The sequence below is a fragment of the Mycobacterium terramassiliense genome (assembly GCF_900157385.1).
Taxonomy (GTDB): Bacteria; Actinomycetota; Actinomycetes; order Mycobacteriales; family Mycobacteriaceae; genus Mycobacterium; species Mycobacterium terramassiliense.
The window spans coordinates 808,828-828,602 of sequence record NZ_LT717699.1 but is presented as its reverse complement, the minus strand read 5'-3'; the positions used below and the strand labels follow the sequence as shown (position 1 = coordinate 828,602).

Here is a 19,775-nt window from a genome sequence, read left to right as displayed (position 1 = left end):
CACCCAAATGGCCGCCCCGCCGGTTCCACCGGTCCCGGGGGCCACACCGACCGCACCGGGGCCACCGGTCCCCCCGGCGCCTCCGATGCCGATGAGCCCGGCCTGCCCGCCGTTACCGCCGTTGACCCCGACGAGGGTGGAATTCCAGCCGTTGCCGCCGTTGCCCATCAGCAAGCCGCCGTTTTGGCCGTTCGGGCTGGCCTGCGTCCCATTGGCGCCGTTGTAGAACAGCGGCTGTCCCAGGAACGTCTGGCTGGTCTGATTCAACTGATACATCACCGTTGCCAGCGGTTCCGTCGGAGGCGGCAGGGACCCCGTGGACGCTTCGGCCACCGCGTGCGCGAAGATCTGCATCGGCGTTTGAAAAGCCGCTGCGGGCGCCGCAAGCGAGCGCCCGGTCAACAGCGAGGCATTCGTCGCCTCGGCGGCCGAATACGCGCCGCCCGACCCGGTCAAGGCCTGCGCTAACTGGGCTTGAAGCGCCGCCGCCCGGTTGCTGAGCGCCTGAAACTCCGCGCCGGCACGGGAAAACACCGACGCGACCGCCGCCGACACCTCGTCACCGGCGGCGGCCGATACCGCGGTGGTGGGGGCGGCCGCCGCGGCGCGCGCGGCATCGAGCGACGCGCCGATGGCCGCCACATCCGCCGCCGCCGCCGCCAACGCGTCCGGCGCCGCGATCAAATACGACACTGCTGACCTCCGAAGACCGTCGGGGTGATACATCCGCCGTTACGGTCACCATCACTAGCGACTGAAAACCTATCCCGTTGCACACCTGTATAACTGTGTTTCGGGAAATTTCGTAGCCGGCCTGCGCCGCCACGCCGCCGCAGAGCGGGACGGCAAGGCGAAGCCGCGCAGACGGCACCGCGCCCGGTCGCCGTCCGTCGTGACGCGTTGGCCTCCCCGGGGAATCGATTCGGGTGCGCGCGTTGGGTCGCGAAGTGGGGCGCGCCCGTCGCCGGATCAATGGGCCGCGACGCAGACTTCTACGTCGACTATCAAATACTGAAAGCATTCCGGCGGGATCGGATCTGTACGGAATCCAGAAACAAACATTTTCAACGGGGTTGCCACTCCGGAAGTGCCGACCAACTCAGCCAGATACGACCAAACTCGTTGCTTTCCAAGGAGATTCGATCCGCTATTTATGCCGCGGCACGCGGCATAAACGGACTCTTAACGCATGGTTTTAGACACACGTTTAATTAGGCGCAGGACGATTACTGCAACCGGTTTCATATAGAAAATTTATGGGTACGGGCATCGTCGTGGCACATAATGGGAGATCGGGCGCGAGTCAGTCGTGGCGCGTGATCAGGGGGACGATGACGGAGAGCGACTTCGAGGCCGCCGTGGGCGAGGCGGCGCAGGACGCCGTGTGGAAAACGCAACATCCGCTGACCCATCACTTGGCAGAGGATGACCCGCGCCGGGCCGAATACCTGCGCGAGTATCACATGTCAGTCGGTCGACAGGTGCTCAAGGCCATCGAAAACCTGCGACGTGGCAGTGCCGGCCATGAAGGACCGATGGAAGGCGCCCCCGAAGTACCACCGAACGATTTCCATCCCGGTGCGGCACGTGCCGCGCGCGTGCCCTCAGCGCCCAGGTGATCGTTTGCCCGCCCTCGTGCCTGCGGGGTAGTCATCGCTCTGGGTGGGCCGACAACCGCTGCGGATCCCCGGATGCCGATCCTCGGTAGCTCCCGCGATAACGTGCTGATGACGCCGGTCCCGACGAGGTCGACGCCGTGGCAAGCCAACGAGTGGTCCAGCGCGGCAATCGCGCACATCCCCCGGGTAGGCGGCGGTAGTTTCAGTCCTGCGCCTCTGTTTTAGGGTGGCCGCACGGACGAAGGAGCATCGGTGAAGACCATTCCTAAAATGCTGGTGTTTGGGCTTGTCGAGCTGCTCGTGTTCGGCTCGATGGTTTTTTTGCCCGCAGGCACGTTCCATTACTGGCAGGCATGGGTTTTCCTTGTGGTGGTTGGCATCTCGGCCTGGATCCCCGCGGTGTACCTACTGCGTAAGAACCCCGCCGCGCTCGAGGCCCGGATGCGTGGGGGGCCGGCCGCCGAGGGCCGGCTGGCGCAGCGGGTCATCATCGCCGGCCTCTATGTGTCGCTGGCGGCGATGGTCGTGGTGAGCTGCCTCGACCATCGCTTCGGCTGGTCGCCGGTGCCGACGGCGGTGTGCGTGCTCGGTGATGTCCTGGTCGCCGTCGGGCTGGGTGTGGTGGCGCTGGTGATCATCCAGAACAGCTACGCGTCCGCCACGGTCCAGGTGCAGGCGGACCAAAAGGTCGTCTCCAGCGGTCTGTATGGGCTGGTGCGGCACCCGATGTATACCGGCAACGTGATCATGATGGTCGGCATCCCCCTTGCGCTCGGTTCTTACTGGGGACTGGTTTTCGTCGTTCCCGGTCTGCTGGTGCTCACCTCGCGCATCCGCGACGAGGAGAAGCTGCTCCAGAAAGAGTTGGACGGATACCTCGAGTACACGCGGAAGGTTCGCTATCGCCTGGTGCCGTCGATGTGGTAGCCACCGCATGTTTCGCCGAGCCGCGCTCGCCTCGGCGCGGCGCTACAGATCCGGGATGACGGGAACCTCTTCGACCGAGCAGGCGTGTCCGCCCAACCGCTGGCTCAAGCGCCTGACGGACGGGGCCTCGAACAGGGCGGTCACTTCGAGGTTGGCATCGAGGGCGGTGTTGATCGTGGCGGTGGCCCGCATCGCGGCAAGGGAGTCCCCGCCGAGGTCGAAAAACGATTCGTCGACCCCGACGCGGTCCACGCCGAGCACCTGCGTGTAGATCCCGGTCAAGATCTGCTCGATCAGGCTCGTCGGGGCGTGGCCCTCACCGTTGTGGTGGTGTTCGGGTACCGACACCGCAGGGGGTGCCGGCTGGGCCTGCGGCGGGTGGTGGCCGGATCTGTCCGGGCGCGCGTGCCTGCCCTCGTCTGGCGCATCGACCGACGACAGCGGTCGCGCCGGGTCGGTGGTCATGGCGACCAACGTCTCCTTGAACCGCTCGATCAGTGCCTCGATGTCGGCCCGGTCGAAAACGTCCGCGCGGAATTGGACGTGCAGCTCCAATTCGCGGCCCGGCAGCGCCTGGACCGTGAGCGGGTAGTGGTAGTAGTCGCGGTTGGTGATCTCGGTGATGGCCAACCCGTCGCTTCCCGACAATGCGGTGGCGTCCGCCGGGTAATTCTCGTACACGAAAACGGTGTCGAAGAGCCTTGCGTGGCCGGTGGCACGGTGGATCTCGCTCAGCGCCAGGTGCTGATGGTCCAGTGTGCGGTTGTGGTCACCCTGCAGTTGATCGAGCAGGTCGGTGGTGGTGGTCCCGCCGGTGATGCTCGCCCGCACCGGCACGGTGTTGATGAAGAGGCCCACCATCGAGTCCGCCCCCGGCACCTCGGCCGGCCGCCCGGAGACCACGGCGCCGAAGGCGACATCGCGCTGGCCGGTCAGCCACATCAGCAGCTGGGCCCAGGCGGCCTGCAGCACGGTGCTCACGGTGGTGTGGCGCGAGCGCGCCAACTCGCCGAGCGCCCGCGTGGTCGGTTCGGGTACCCGGAACGACGCGACGCCGCGCCGCCCCAGCCCGAACCAATCCGGCGGTCCGACCAGGGTGGGGGCGGCAAAGCCGGCGAATATGTCCCGCCACACCGCGCGGGCGCCCTCCAGGTCGCGACCGGCCAGCCAGGACACGAACCTGCGATACGACCCCGCCGCCGGCAGCCGTTGACCGTAATAGCTGGCGAATAATTCGCCCAGCAGGATCGGCAGCGACCACCCGTCGAGCACGATGTGGTGATTCGTCAGCACGAACCGGTGCCGGTCTTCCGCGGTGCGGATCAGGGCGACCCGCAACGCGGGATGGTCGGCCAAGTCGTAGACCGCGGCGCGTTCGGCGGCGCAGACCTGCTGGATCTGCTCATCGAGGTCCACATCCCCCTCGCTGAGGTCGAGATACCGCCAAGGCACCACGGGATCGGCCGGGATGATCTGCACCGGCTGGTCGAACCGCGCGCTGAACCGGGCCGCCAGGTTGGGGTGGCGGGCGACCACCGTGTGCACGGCGTCGCGCAGGCGGTGCTGGTCGAGCCGACCGCTCAGCGTGACATCGAGCTGCACCGCGTACACGTCGTCGCCACCTTGGGCGGTGCTGGCGTGAAACAGCAGCCCCTGCTGGAGGGGGGTCAGCGGCAGCACGTCGGCGATGCGGTACTGCCGCGCAAGCTCGTCGATCTGCAGCTGGCTCAGCCGGGCGGGCGCGATATCCGACGGCGTCAACCCGCCGCCACCGCCTCGCACATGTGCGCAGATGCCCGCCAGCGCGTCGAACCACAGGCGGCTCAGCCGGCTCACCTGCGCCTGGTCCAGGGCCGACGGCGCCCACGTCCAGCCCGCGCGCAGGCGCGGACCGGTGGCGGCGTCCAGGGTGCCCGCGTTGAGCTCCACGGTGTGCATCAGCGGCATGGGGGTCGCCGCGGCAACGCCGGTCACCGCCCAGCCGTCCTGGCGGATCTCCCAGATGTCGCCGGACACCTCGGTTGCCGCAGCGCCCAGCCGCCCCAGGTAGTTGAACCCGATCGTCGGGTCGGACCCCTCCAGGTCGACGTCACCGTTCAAGTAGCGCAGCAGCCCGTAGGTCAAACCGTCCGGCAGGGCCCGAAGCTGCTCTTTGGCGTCCTTGATCACCGCCCCGAGCCCCGCGTCACCGGCCAGCACCTGGGCCCAGTCCAGCCCGCCTACGGTGAGCGCCACCGGATACTTGGTGGTGAACCACCCCACCGTGCGCGACAGGTCGACGCTGGCGTCCAGCTCCTCCTGGCGCCCGTGACCCTCCGCGTCGATCACGACCGGCGCGGCACCAGTCCCCAAGAACTCGGCGCACGCCAACGCGAACGCGATCAACAGGATCTCGTGTATCCCGGCGTGGAACGCCGCGGGGACCTCACCGAGGAGCATCCGGGTCGTCTCGGCGTCCAGCTCCACCGCCAAGTTCCCGGCGGTCGCATAGGTATCCACCGCCGGCCGCACCGCCGGCAACTCCGCGGGCAGCGCCGCAATCCGCCGCCACGCGGGCGCCTTCTCCACGACCTCTGGGCGGCGGGCGTGCTCGGCCAGCAGCGCCGCCCACCGGGCGAACGACGTCCTCGGAGCCGGCAACACGACCTGCTGCCCGCCGCGGTGCTGCGCCCAGGCAAGGTTGAGGTCCTCGAGCAAGATCCGCCAGGACACCCCGTCGACCGCCAGATGGTGAACGATCAACAGCAACTGACCGGTGGGGGCCGCCCACAGCGCGCTCAGCATCACCCCGGCGGCCGGGTTCAGCCGCGCTCGCGCCGCCAGCACGGCGTCGTCGGACAGCATGTCCACCGTCTGCAGGCAGCCGCGCGCGTCCACCGAGCCCGGGTCGGGCACCGTCACCGACCACCCGTCGGCGCCGTCTGTGTTGTTGCTGTCGACGCGCAGCCGCAACGTCGCGTGCCGATCGAGCAAGGCCTGCAACACCGCCACGACGTCCGACGAGGTCACCCCGACCGGGGCCTGCACCAGCACCGTCTGGTTGAACTCCGCCACCGGGCCCTGCACGCTCTGCAGCCAGCGCATGATCGGGGTGGCCACCACCGCCCCGACGCCCTCGTCGATCACCTCGGCGTCGTCGGCGACCACGCCGGCCACCCGGGCGAGCTTTGCCACGGTCTGCTCGACGAAGATGTCGCGCGGCCTACACACCACGCCGGCGGCGCGCGCCCGCGCCACCACCTGCATCGACAGGATGCTGTCCCCGCCGAGCTCGAAGAACGACTCCTCGACCCCGACCCGCTCCAGCCCCAGCACCTGGGCATAGATGCCGGCCAGGATCTCCTCGACCGCGTCGGCGGGGGCGCGGTAGTGATCGACGTCCTGATACTCCGGCGCCGGCAGGGCGCGGGTGTCGAGTTTGCCGTTGACGGTCAGCGGCAGCGCGTCCAACGCCACCACCGCGGCCGGAACCATGTAGGCCGGCAGCCGCTCGGCCAGCGCGGCGCGCACCCCTGCCGGATCCAGCGTCCCGGTCACGTAACCCACCAGGCGCTTGTCCCCGGGGCGGTCCTCGCGGGCGATCACCACCGCCTGCTCCACGCCATCCAGGCCGTTCAACGTCGCCTGGACCTCACCCAGTTCGATGCGATAGCCGCGGATCTTGACCTGTTCATCGGCGCGCCCCAGGTAGCGCAACTGCCCGTCGGCGCCCCAGCACATCAGGTCGCCGGTGCGATACATGCGCGCTCCCGGGCCGCCGAACGGACACGCGACGAACCGCGTCGCCGTCAAACCCGCGCGGCCGACGTACCCGTGCGCCAACCCGGCGCCGGCGACGTACAACTCGCCGACCACACCGGGGGGCACCGGCTGCAACGACTTATCGAGCACGAAGAAACCGAGGTGCGCCAAGGGCACCCCGATGGGGCTGACCGCGGTGTCGACATCCGCGGCGACGATCTCGCGGAACGAGGCGTGCACGGTCGTCTCGGTGATGCCGTACATGTTGATCAGCCGGGGCTGAGCGGGGTGAGTGTCCCGCCACGCGCGCAGCCGCTGCGGTTCGAGCGCTTCGCCGCCGAACACCACGGCCTCCAGCTCCAACTGAGATCCCAGCTCGGGCTGCAACGCGTCGGCGGCCTGCAGGGCGTAAAACGCCGACGGGGTCTGGCTCAAGACGCTGACCCGCTCAGCCACCAGCAGCGCGTGCAGGTCTTCGGGCGAGCGCACCACCGAGTCGGGCACCACCACCACGCGCCCGCCGTACAGCAGCGCGCCCCAGATCTCCCACACCGAGAAGTCGAAAGCCAGCGAATGGCACTGCGTCCACACCCGTCCGGCGAGCTCCATGTCGCCGGCCAGCGTCTCGAGCAGCCGGGTCACGTTGCGATGCGGGACCGCCACCCCCTTGGGGTTTCCGGTCGTGCCCGAGGTGTAGATGATGTAGGCGACGTCGTCCGGGCACGCCGCCGCCACCGCGGTGCTGGGCCGGCTGCCAACGGCGTCATCGTCGATATCGACGACCAGCAGATCGCGTCCCTCCAACCGCGGGCGGTATTCCGCGGTGGTGATCGCGGCGATCGGCGCGGCGTCGTCGAGCACGAACTGCATGCGCGACGCCGGCACCGCCGGGTCGATCGGCACATACGCCGCGCCCGTCTTCACCACCGCCAGGATCGCCACCACCGCATCGGCCGACCGAGGCAACAACAGCCCGACGCGCCGTCCCGGGCCGACGCCTTCATCGGCCAAGAGATGCGCCAACCTGTTGGCCGCCCTGTCCAGCTCCCGGTAGGTCATCGACGCGCCGTCGAAGGTCACCGCCACGGCGTCCGGTACGCGCGCGACCTGCTGGGCGAACACTTCCGGAATCGAGACCGGCGGGCCGACCGGCTTCGCCAACACCGCCCGGTTACCCCAGTCCTCCAGCCGGGCCCGCTCGACCTCGTCGAGCACGCCGATGGACGACAGCCGCCGAGCCGGGTCGGTGGTCATCGCGACCAGCACGCGCTGCAAACGCGCTATCAGCGTTTCGATGCTGGCCGCGTCGAACACGTCGGTACGGAACTCCACCGACCCGGCGATGCCGGCCGGCTCACCGTCCTCATTCAGGTGTTCTTCCAACGAGAACGCCAAGTCCATGCGGGCGGTGCCGGTGTCCACCGGCAGCTGGGTGAGCTCGAGGTCTCCCAACGCCAACTCGACATCGTCGTCGATGCCGTGCAGGGTCCGCCAGGCCAGCATCACCTGAACCAGCGGGTGATGGGTCAGCGATCGCGTGGGATTCAGCCGCTCGACGACCACTTCGAAGGGCACATCTTGGTGCTCGTAGGCGGCGAGGCTGCGTGCCCGCACCTGAGCGAGCAGGTCGGCGACACTGGGATCGCCGGTCAGATCGACGCGCAACACCAGCGTGTTGACGAAGAAACCGACCAGCTCGTCCAGCGCGGGGTCACGGCGCCCGCCTATTGGGAAGCCAACCGCCACATCGGAACTCGCGCTCAGCTTGGCCAGCAGCACGGCCAACGCGGTCTGCATCACCATGAAATTGGTCGAGTTGTGTTCGCGGGCCACCCGGGCCACCTGCCGGTGCAATTCGGCGGGCCAACCCACCAGCACGGCGGCGCCCCGCTGATCGGCCACCGGCGGGTAGGGCCGGTCGGTGGGCAGCTCCAGCCGCTCGGGCATCCCCGCCAGGGCCTGCTGCCAGTACGCCAGCTGGGCGGCGATCGGGCTGTCGCCATCGCTGAGATCGCCGAACTGCGCGCGCTGCCAGAGCGTGTAATCGACATACTGCACCGGCAGCGGCGTCCAACCGGGAGCTTGCCCCGCACATCGGCCGGCGTAGGCCACGGCCATATCACGCACCAGCGGGTCGATCGACAAGCCGTCGGCGGCGATGTGATGCACCACGGCAACCAGCACGTGTTCGTCGTCGGCGACGCGGAAAAGCTTGGCGCGCAAAGGGATTTCGGCCGCGAGGTCAAAGCTGTGACGCGCCGTCTCCTCGATGGCCTCCTGCAGCCGGACCGGCGACCATGCGGTCGCGTCGACTACGTCCCAACCGAAGTCGGCCCGCTCGGCGGCGAGCACCAGCTGCTGCGGTATCCCGTCGGGGGCGGCGAACAGCGTGCGCAGGCTTTCATGGCGGCCCACCACGTCGGCCAGCGCCGCGCAAAACGCGTCGGCATCCAGCCGCCCACGCAGCCGCAGCGCCACCGCCAGGTTGTACACCGGTGACGGACCCTGCAACTGGTCGATGAACCATAACCGGTTCTGCGCGAACGACAACGGGATCACAGCGGGCCGCTCGACGGCCACCAAGGGCTCCAGCCCGCGCTCACCACCGTGGATGCGCGTCGCCAACTGGGCCACCGTCGGCGCCTCGAACACCGCGCGCACCGCGACGCCGGCGCCCAGACCGGTGTTGATCGCTGCGATCAGGCGCATCGCCGACAGCGAATCCCCACCCAGGTCGAAAAATGAGTCGTCCACCCCGACCCGTTCCACCCCCAACACCTGGGCATAGATGCCGGCCAGGATCTCCTCGGTCGGGTTGGTCGGTGCGCGGTAGCTATCGGTGGCCTCGTATCCGGGGGCCGGCAGCGCCCTGGCGTCGAGCTTGCCGTTGACCGTCAACGGCAGCGCCGCCAACCCCACCACCGCGGCGGGAACCATGTAAGCCGGCAGCCGCTCGGCCAGCGCAGAACGCACCGCCACCGGATCCGCGGTCCCGGTGATGTACCCCACCAGACGCTTATCGCCGGGGCGGTCTTCGCGAGCGACCACCACCGCCTGCTCCACGCCGTCGAACGCGGCCAGCGCGGCCCGGACTTCGCCCGGTTCGATGCGGTAGCCGCGAATCTTGACCTGCTCGTCGGCGCGACCCAGGTACTGCAGCTGCCCGTCGGCGCGCCACCGTACCAAGTCCCCGGTGCGGTACATGCGGGTTCCGGGCGCGTCCGCGCCGCCGAACGGGCAGGCCACAAAGCGCGAGGCGGTCAGCCCGGTCCGGCCGACGTATCCGACGCCCACCCCCCGGCCGGCCACATACAGTTCCCCGACCACACCGGCAGGCACCCGCCGCAACGACTCGTCCAGGACGAACAACGCCGCCGTGGACACGGGCGCACCGATCGGGGCCGCCCCCGACCCCGGTTGCAACGGCGCGCTCATCGAGGCATACACCGTGGCCTCGGTGGGGCCGTAGGCGTTGATCACCACCCGCCCGGGCGCCCACTGGTCCACCACCTCGGCCGGGCAGGCCTCGCCGCCGAGCAGTAACGCCTCCGACTCCAATCGTTGCGGGGACAGTGCGGCAACGGCCGACGGGGTTTGCGTGAGCACGTTGACGCGTTCGCGGGCCAGCAGGTCGTGGAAATCGTCCGGTGAGGCGACGACGGACTGAGGCACCACCACCAGCCGCCCGCCGCCGAGCAGTGCCGCCCAGATCTCCCACACCGAGAAGTCGAAAGCGTACGAGTGGCATTGCGTCCACACCTGTGTCGCCGGCAACGATGTCGGCGTCGACTGGGCCAGGTGGGCCAGGTTGCGGTGGGCGATCGCCACACCTTTAGGCGTTCCGGTGGTCCCCGAGGTGTAGATCAGGTACGCGATGTCGTCGGCCGCCGGTGCCGGCGGCGCGGGGATGGGTTGGTCCCCGACGGCGGCCCCGATTTCATCGATGTCGATGACCGCCAGGTCCCGCCCGTCCAGCCGCTCGGCCAACCCCGCGGTGGTGACCGCGGCGACCGGCGCGGCATCGTCCAGCATGAACGCGATCCGGGCCGCCGGCAGCGCCGGGTCGATCGCCAGGTAGGCCGCCCCGGCCTTCAGCACCGCCAGCATGGTCACGACGGCCTGAGCCGACCGGTCCAACAGCAACGCCACACACGCGCCCGGGCCGACACCGTGGCCGGCCAGCAAGTGCGCGAACCGGTTAGCGGCCTCGTCGAGTTCTCGGTAGGTCATCGACCGGCCCTCGAAGGTCACCGCCGGCGCCTCGGGGGCGCGGGCCACCTGGGCGGCGAACAGCTCCGGTACCGAGACCAAAGGGGCCGGGGCCCGCCTCGTCAATACCGCGCGGTTGCCCGCCTCGTCGAGGCGGGCGTGCTCGGCCTCGTCGAGCAGATCCACCGACGACAGCCGCCGCCCCGCGTCCGCCGTCATGGCGACCAGCACCCGCTGGAGTCGCTCGATCAGCGTTTCGATGCTGGCGGCGTCGAACACGTCGGTCCGGAATTCCACCGCCCCGGTGATTCCAGCGGGCTCACCGGCGTCGGTCCACGTCTCGCCCAGGGAGAACGCCAGGTCGGTGCGGGCCGTCCGGGTGTCGAGCGGCAACGGCGTGACCTGCAAGCCCCCCAAGGCCAACCCGGCCGCGGGGCCGGTCATACCCTGGCCCTGCCCGCTCTGCCAGGCCAACATCACCTGGACCAGCGGGTGGTGGGTCAGGCTTCGGGTCGGGTTGAGCCGTTCCACCAGCACCTCGAAGGGCACGTCCTGATGCTCGTATGCGGCCAGGCTGCGCGCCCGCACCTGGGCGAGCAGTTCGGCGACGCTGGGATCGCCGGCCAGATCAACACGCAGCACCAGGGTGTTGACGAAGAAGCCCACCAGCTCGTCCAGCGCGGGGTCCCCGCGCCCGGCGATCGGAAAGCCCACGGACACATCGGAACTCGCGGTGAGCTTGGCCAGCAACACGGCCATGGCGGCCTGCATCACCATGAAGCTGGTGGCGTTGTGTTCGCGGGCCACCCGGGCGACCTGCCGCTGCAGGTCGGCCGGCCAGTCCACCGACACGCTCGCGCCGCGGTAGTCCGCGACCGGCGGGTAGGGCCGGTCGGTGGGCAGCTGCAGGTGCTCCGGCATCCCGGCGAGGGCCTCCTGCCAGTAGGCCAGCTGCGCGGCGATGCGGCTGCCGCTGTCGCCGAGCTCCCCGAGCTGCGCGCGCTGCCACAGCGTGTAGTCGGCGTACTGCACCGCGAGGTCGGGCCAGTCGGGGGCCGACCCCACGCTGCGGCTGGCGTAGGCGACCCCGAGATCGCGCACCAGCGGGGTGATGGACGCACCGTCGGCGGCGATGTGGTGCACCACGGCCACCAGCACGTGTTCATCGTCGGCAACCCGGAAAAGCCTTGCCCGCATGGGGATCTCGGCTGCCAGGTCGAACGGGTGACGCGCCACCGCGTCGAAGGCCTCGGTCAGCCGGCTCTCCGACCAGCCGATCGCGTCGACGACGGCCCAACCGAAGTCGGCCCGCTCCGGAGGCACGATCAGCTGGCACGGTATGCCGTCGTGTGAGGCAAACAGCGTGCGCAGGCTCTCCTGCCGGGCCACCACGTCGGCCAGCGCCGCGCCCAACGCCTCTTCTTCAACGGCATCCATCCGCCCGCGCAGCCGGAGGGCGACCGCCATGTTGTAGATCGTCGAGGGACCCTGGAACTGGTCGATGAACCACAACCGGCTCTGGGCGAACGACAGCGGAATCACCGCGGGCCGCTCGGCGGCGGCGAAAGGCGCCAGAGGCTCCAACTGCGCCTCATCCCCACCGATGCGCGTCGCCAACTGGGCAACGGTGGGCGCCTCGAACAGCGTACGCACCGAAAGACCGGCATCCAGGCCGCTGTTGACCGCGGCGATCAGGCGCACGGCCGACAGCGAATCCCCACCGAGGTCGAAGAACGACTCATCCACCCCCACCAGCCGCGGCGGCTGCACGCCCAGGACCTGCGCGTAGATGCCGGCCAGCAGCTCTTCGACCGCGCTGGTCGGGGCGCGATAGTGGTCGCCATCCTGGTATTCGGGTGCCGGCAGGGCCCGGGTGTCGAGTTTGCCGTTGACCGTCAACGGCAGCGCGTCGAGCACCACCACCGCGGCGGGCACCATGTATGCCGGGAGCCGCTCGGCCAGCGCGGCGCGCGCCGACGCTCCGAACGAGGCCGGGTCCGTGACTCCGGTGACGTAGCCCACCAGGCGCTTGTCGCCGGGGCGGTCCTCGCGGGCGATCACCGCCGCCTGCTTGACGCCGTCCAGCGCGCTGAGGGCCGCCTGAATTTCGCCGAGTTCGATGCGGTAGCCGCGGATCTTGACCTGTTTGTCGGCACGTCCGACGTACCGCAGCTGTCCGTCGGGACCCCACCACACCAGGTCCCCGGTGCGATACATCCGTTGTCCGGGCGCTCCCGCGCCGACGAACGGGCAGGCCACAAACCGCGTCGCGCTCAGCGACGCCCGGCCCACATAGCCGTCCGCCACTCCGGCACCGGCCACGTACAACTCCCCCACCACACCCGGCGGGACCGGCCGCAACCACCCGTCGAGCACGAAGAACTCCAGATGGGCCAGCGGAACCCCGATGGGGCTCGCGACGCTGTCGACGTCGCTGACGACGATCTCCCGGAACGACGCGTGCACGGTCGTCTCGGTGATGCCGTACATATTGATCAGCCGCGGCAAACCCGGATGGTTGTCCAGCCAACTCCGCAGCCGCTGCGGCTCCAGCGCCTCGCCGCCAAAGACCACGGCCTCGAGCTTCAGACGAGGCTCCGGCTCGGGCTGTGCCGCATCGGCGGTCTGCAACGCATAAAACGCCGACGGGGTCTGGCTCAAGACGGTGACCTGTTCGGCGACCAGCAAAGCGTGCAGATCCTGCGGCGAGCGGACCACCGAATCGGGCACGATCACCAGCCGGCCGCCGTAGAGCAGCGCGCCCCAGATCTCCCACACCGAAAAATCGAAGGCCAACGAATGGCACTGCGACCACACCTGCCCCGCCAGTTCCAGATCGGCGTCCAGCGTCTCGAGCAGCCGCGTCACGTTGCGGTGCGGGATCGCCACGCCCTTGGGGGTTCCGGTGGTACCCGACGTGTAGATGAGGTAGGCGATGTCATCGGGGGCCGGCGCCGGCAACGCGGTGCTGGGTTGGCGATCGACGGCGGGGTCGTCGATGTCGATGACCGCCACGTCGCGCCCGTCCAGCCGGTCCGCCAGGCCCGCGGTCGTGATCACCGCGATCGGCGCGGCGTCGTCGAGCACGAACTCCATCCGGGCCGCGGGCACCGTCGGGTCGATCGGCACGTATGCCGCCCCGGTTTTCAGCACCGCCAACATCGCCACCACCGCGTCGGCCGAGCGCGGCAACAGCAGCGCCACGCGCTGGCCCGGACCCACACCCTGGCCGGTCAACATGTGCGCCAACCGATTGGCCGCCTGCTTGACCTCGCGGTAGGTCCACGAACGCTCCCCCGCGGTGATCGCCACCGCGTCCGGCGTGCGCGCCACTTGCGCGCCGAACAGCACCGGAATCGACACCGGCACACCCACCGGCTGGGCCAATCCGGTGCGGTTGCCCCACCTCTCCAGCTGGGCGTGCTCGGCGGCGTCGAGCACATCCATCGACGACAACCGCCGCCCCGAATCGGCGGTCATCGCCGCCAGCACCCGCTTGAACCGCTCGATCAGCGTCTCGATCGCGGCCGCGTCGAACACATCGGTGTCGAATTCGACGCGAAGGCCCATTTCGGCGCCCGGCATGGCCTGCACCGCGAGCGGGTAGTGGTTGTATTCGCGGTGGGTGAAATCGGTGACGGCCAATCCGTCGGCGCCCGACAACGCGGCCGCGTCGAGCGGGTAGTTCTCGTACACGAAAAAGGTGTCGAACAGCTGGTCCAGTCCGGTGACGCGGTGCATCTCGCTGAGCGCCAGGTGCTGGTGGTCGAGCGTGTGGTTGTAGGCGTGTTGCAGTTGATCGAGCAGCTCGGTGGTGGTGGTCGTGGCCGTGACGCTCGCCCGCACCGGCACCGTGTTGATAAAGAGGCCCACCATCGAGTCGGCGCCGGGCAGCTCGGGCGGCCGTCCCGACACCGTCGTGCCGAAAGCGACGTCGGGCCGGCCGGTCAGCCACATCAGCAGTTGCGCCCAGGCGGCCTGCACGACGGTGCTGACGGTGGTGTGGCTGGCGCGCGCCAGCTCACCGAGCGCCCGCGTGGTGTGCTCGGCCACCCGGAACGATGCGACGCCGCGCGGCCCCAGACCCCGCCGGCCCGGCGGGCTCAGCAATGTGGGGGTGTCGAATCCGGCCAGTACCTCACGCCAGGCTTCGCGCGCGGCGTCAAGGTCGCGGCTCGTCAGCCACGTCACGAAGCTGCGGTACTTCGCCGCCGCGGGCAGCCAGCGCCCGTGATAGCTGGCGAATATTTCCCCCAGCAGGATCGGCAGCGACCAGCCATCCAGCACGATGTGGTGATTGGTCAGCACCAACCGGTGCTGATCTTCGGCGGTGCCGATCAGCGCGGCGCGAAAGGCGGGCTGGTCGGTGAGGTTGCAGACCGCGGCGCGTTCGGCGGCACACACCTGCCGGATCTGCCCGTCGAGGTCCGGGCGAGCGTCGCGAAGGTCGACGTAGCGCCACGGCACCACGGGGTCGGCCGGGATGATCTGCACCGGCTGGTCGAACTTGTCGGAGAATCGGGCCGCCAGGTTCGGGTGGCGGATGACGACCGCCTGCACCGCCGTGCGCAGGCGGTCGTGATCGACCGGACCACTCAGCGCGATCTCCAGCTGCACGGCATACACGTCATCCCCGCCCTGAGCGGTGATGGCATGGAACCACAGCCCCTGCTGCAAGGGGGTCAGTGGCAGAACGTCAGCTATCCGCATATTGCCGCTGTAGGTCGTCGATTTGCTGCTGGCTGAGGCCGGCGGCGATGTCGGAGGGCGTCAATCCGCCCCCGCCGCCTCGCACATGCGCGCAGATGCCGGCCAGCGCGTCGAACCACAACCGGTTCAGCCGGCTGACCCGCACCTGGTCGAGGGTCGAGGGCGCCCACGTCCAGCGGGCGTGCAGCTGTGGACCGGTGGCGGCGTCGACGGTGCTGGCGTTGAGTTCCACGGTGTGCATCAGGGGCATGGGGATGGCCGCGGCGACGTCGGTGACCGACCAGCCGTCCTGGCTGAGCCGCCAAACGTCACCTGACACCTCGGCCGCCGCACCGAGCCGCCCGAGATAGTTGAACCCAATCGGCGGGTCGGTGGGTGCCAGGTCGACGTCGTCGTTCAAGTAGCGCAGCGCCCCGTAGGTCAAACCGTCCGGCAGCGCGCGAAGCTGCTCTTTGGCGTCTTTGATGACCGTGCCCAGCGCCGCGTCACCGGCCACCACCCGCGCCCAGTCCAGCCCGCCGACCGCGAGCGATACCGGGTATTTGGTCGTGAACCACCCGACCGTGCGGGACAGGTCGACATGGGGGGCCAGTTCCTCGTGGCGCCCGTGACCTTCCACATCGATGACCATCGGCGCGCCGCCGCCGCCCACGAATTCCGCGACCGCCAAGGCGAACGCGATCAGCAGGATGTCGTGCACCCCGGCGTGAAACGCCGCCGGTACCTCGTCCAGCAGCGCCCGGGTGGTCTCGGCGTCCAGCTGCGCCGACAAGGTGCCCGCGCTCAGGTAGGTGTCGACCTCGGGACGCACCGGCGGCAGTGCCGCGGGCGCCGCCGCGATCTGCCGCCAAGCGTCGGCCTGCGCCACGACTTCCGGGCGGCGCGCGTGCTCGGCCAACAGCGACGCCCAGCGGCCGAACGAGGTCCCGGGCGCCGGCAACACCAACTGCTGCCCACCACGATGCTGGGCCCAGGCGATATTGAGGTCCTCGAGCAGAATCCGCCACGACACCCCGTCGACGGCCAGATGGTGAACGATCAACACCAACTGCCCGGTGTCGGCCACCCACAGCGCACTCAGCATTCTCCCGGCCGCGGGGTCCAACCGCGACCGCGCCTCGATCACCGCCTCATCGGACAACACCGGCACCGCGCGCAGGCACCCGCGGGCATCCACCGCACCGGCCTCGGGCACCGTCAGCGACCAGCCCCCGGCGCCGTCGGTGTTGTTGCTGTCGACGCGAAGGCGCAGCGTGGCGTGCCGATCCAGCACGGCCTGCAACACCGCGACCACATCGGTCTCGGTCACCCCGGCCGGGGCCTGCACCGACACCGTCTGGTTGAACTGGTCGACCGGCCCCTGGACGCCGTGCAGCCAGCGCATGATCGGTGTCGCCACCATCGGGCCGAGACCCTCGTCGCTGACATCGGCGTCACCGGTGGCCACTTCGGCTACCCGGGCCAGCTGGGCCACGGTTTGCTCGACGAAAACATCGCGCGGCCGGCACACCACGCCCGCGGCCCGTGCGCGCGCCACCACCTGCATCGACAAGATGCTGTCCCCACCGAGCTCGAAGAACGACTCGTCCACCCCGACGCGCTCCAAGCCGAGCACCTGCGCGTAGATGTCGGCCAGGATCTCCTCGACCGCGTTGCCCGGGGCCCGATAGCGATCGACGTCCTGGTATTCGGGTGCGGGCAGGGCGCGCTTGTCGAGCTTGCCGTTGACCGTCAGGGGCACCGCGTCGATGACCACAACCGCGGCCGGCACCATGTACGCCGGCAACCGCTCGGCCAGCGCGGCGCGCGCTGCGGCCGGCTCGGCGCTCCCCGTCACATACCCCACCAGGCGCTTGTCGCCGGGGCGGTCCTCGCGAGCGACGACCACCGCCTGCCCGACCCCGTCCAGTGCGGCGAGTGCGGCCTGGACTTCACCCAACTCGATCCGAAAGCCGCGGATCTTGACCTGCTCATCGGCGCGCCCCACGTACCGCAGCTGCCCGTCGGCCCCCCACCACGCCAGGTCGCCGGTGCGATACATCCGTTGTCCGGGCGCTCCCGCGCCGACGAACGGGCACGCCACAAACCGCGTCGACGTCAAGCCCGGGCGTCGCCAATACCCACACCCCGCGCCGCCGCCGGCCACATACAACTCCCCGACGACACCCGCAGGCACCGGCTGCAACCACGCGTCCAGCACGAAGAACGCGTACTGGCCCAACGGCACGCCGATCGGACTGGCGGGGCGCTCGACGTCCTCGGGGAAGATCTCCCGAAACGAGGCGTGCACCGTCGTCTCCGTCGTGCCATACAAGTTGAGCAGCCGGGTTGATTCCGGATGGTTGTCCAGCCACGTCCGCAACCGCTGCGGCTCCAGCGCCTCACCGGCGAAGATCACCGCCCGAAGCTGGAGTTGACGTCCCAGGTCGGGTGCGAGCGCGTCCGCGGTTTGCAGCGCGTAAAACGCCGACGGGGTCTGGCTCAAGACTTCGACCCGTTCTCTGACCAACAACGCATGGAAGTCTTCGGGCGAGCGGGCCACCGACTCGGGCACCACCACGAGGCGGCCGCCGGACAGCAGCGCACCCCAGATCTCGCACACCGAGACGTCGAACGCCAACGAGTGCCACTGCGACCACACCTGCCCCGGCGACAGCTCGACGTCGAGTGACTCCAGCAGCCGGGTCACGTTGTGGTGCGTGATGGCCACCCCTTTGGGGACGCCGGTCGTCCCGGAGGTGTAGATGAGGTAGGCGATATTGTCCGGCTCCGGCGCGGGCAGCGCCGCGCAGGGGTGGCGGCCGGCGTCGGGGCCTGCGACCTCGGCGACATCGATGATCAGCAGATCGCGCCCGTCCAGCCGGTCGGCCAAGCCGGTGGCGGTAATCGCCGCAATCGGCGCGGCGTCGTCGAGCATGAACGCGATTCGGGCCGTCGGCACCGCCGGGTCAATCGGCACATACGCGGCCCCGGTCTTGAGCACCGCCAGAATGGCCACGATCGCCTCGGCCGAACGCTCCAGCAGCAGCGCCACCCGCTGCCCCGGGCCTACCCCATGGCCGGCCAGCAGCTGCGCCAACCGGTTGGCGGTCTGCTCAACCTCGCCGTAGGTCCACGACGATTCCCCGACAGTGATCGCGACCGCCTCCGGGGCGCGCGCAGCCTGCGCGGCGAACATCGCTGGGATCGACTGCGATGCGGGCGCCGGCCCACTCAACACCGCACGGTTGCCCCACTCGTCGAGCCCGTCCAGCTCGGCGGCATCGCGAAGATCCAGGGACGAGAGCCGCCGCCCCGGATCGGCGGTCATCGCCACCAGCGTCCGGCCCAACCGCGTCGCCAATTCCGAGACGTCGAGATTCGCAAACGGACCCCCGGCACCCGCCGTGCTGAGAAATAGCTGGTCGCCGCCGCCAGAGAAGATCAGCGCGAAGGCGCCCACCTGAACGGGATTGGTGAATGACGCAGAGGCGGCGACACCGGCGAAGTCCATTGTCATCTTCGACGGCATGAAATTGACGCTCACCCGATCGGCTCGCTGTCCCGCGCCGCGCGGGTCGGCCTTGCGTTCCAGGGCGTGCACCGGGAACCGCTGGTGGTCCAGCGCCTCGCGTATTCGCGCGTCGACATACGTACAGAAATCGGCGACCGTGGCTCGCGGCGAAACGCTCAACACCAGCGGTACCACCCCGGAAACCATGCCCGGCAGCGTCTTTGACTCCGGACGCACGCGCCTGCTGACCGGGAAGTCGAGCACCACCTCTGAGCCCTCGGCGCACCACCCACGCACTAAAAGGGCACACGCCGCGGTGATGACCGACGAGCGAGGCATATTCCACGAGTCGGACAATTCTTGAACTCGTCGAAGGACGGCAGCGTCCAGTCGAACCGGCGCGGAAGGCGCAGACCGATCCCCCTCGTCGACGGCCGGGAGAAACCCGTTATGCGGTCCGCTTTCGGGTGGAAGATTCTTGGCCCAATAGTCCTGATCTTCCAGATAATCGGCGGATGCTTCGTATTCCGACTCGCAGCGAACCAAGTCCTGCAGCGAGCCGAAGAAGGCGGGCGGAATGGGTGCGTTCGCAACAATTGCCGCGTAGACGGTTGCAATCCGGTTCGCGATGAGAGTAATTCCGGAGCCGTCCACGATTATGTGATGGAAGCACCCGAATAGGTAGAATTCATCGGACCATGTTTGGAACAAAGTAAAATTGAACAGCGGGCCGGTCGGCGGCATCGGCGTGTGTTGAATCGATAACGCCATACGACGGGCTTCCTGAACCGGATGGCGCGTGTCGCTCAGGTCGTGAAAGGCCACCTCGAAGTCCGGGTCGTCGATCGCCCTCTGCAAGACCTGGCCATCCACCTCGAAGACGGCCGCCCTGGCCGGTTCGGCCTCTCGCATCGCGTGACGGATCGCGCGCGCGAGCAACTCGCGGTCTACCGTGCCGTCGAATCGGACAAGCACACCAAGCTGCCACTCCGTACCGGAGTGACCCGTTTCCTGGGCGAGCCAAATGTCCAGCTGCCCCCGCGTCAGCGGGAAAGCCCGGTCATCAACTTCCATCC

At 69.2% G+C, this 19,775-nt stretch carries 5 protein-coding genes; 2 read left to right on the top strand and 3 right to left on the bottom strand.

Going from position 1 to position 19,775, the window contains the following annotated elements; genetic code table 11:
- The coding region (locus tag MTAB308_RS07910) for a PE family protein (RefSeq protein ID WP_173842131.1) at window positions 1-693 on the bottom strand (693 nt) is incomplete at its 3' end.
- Between the two features lie 638 nt (window positions 694-1,331).
- Between MTAB308_RS07910 and MTAB308_RS07905 the strand changes: the two genes are divergently transcribed.
- Together MTAB308_RS07905 and MTAB308_RS07900 are read left to right on the top strand one after the other, a co-directional pair.
- The gene (locus MTAB308_RS07905) at window positions 1,332-1,619 is read left to right on the top strand and encodes a hypothetical protein (protein ID WP_077098903.1); all 288 of its coding nucleotides are present in this window, start codon (window positions 1,332-1,334) and stop codon (window positions 1,617-1,619) included.
- Between the two features lie 252 nt (window positions 1,620-1,871).
- The gene (locus MTAB308_RS07900) at window positions 1,872-2,546 is read left to right on the top strand and encodes a methyltransferase family protein (protein ID WP_077098902.1); all 675 of its coding nucleotides are present in this window, start codon (window positions 1,872-1,874) and stop codon (window positions 2,544-2,546) included.
- 42 nt (window positions 2,547-2,588) lie between these two features.
- Here the strand turns inward: MTAB308_RS07900 and MTAB308_RS07895 are convergent, their stop codons facing one another.
- The gene (locus MTAB308_RS07895; RefSeq protein WP_083746463.1) at window positions 2,589-15,206 is read right to left on the bottom strand and encodes a non-ribosomal peptide synthetase; all 12,618 of its coding nucleotides are present in this window, start codon (window positions 15,204-15,206) and stop codon (window positions 2,589-2,591) included.
- The gene (locus tag MTAB308_RS07890) at window positions 15,193-19,773 is read right to left on the bottom strand and encodes a non-ribosomal peptide synthetase (protein WP_083746472.1); all 4,581 of its coding nucleotides are present in this window, start codon (window positions 19,771-19,773) and stop codon (window positions 15,193-15,195) included. The genes MTAB308_RS07895 and MTAB308_RS07890 overlap by 14 nt, the downstream gene beginning before the upstream one ends.
- Window positions 19,774-19,775 lie beyond the last annotated feature (2 nt).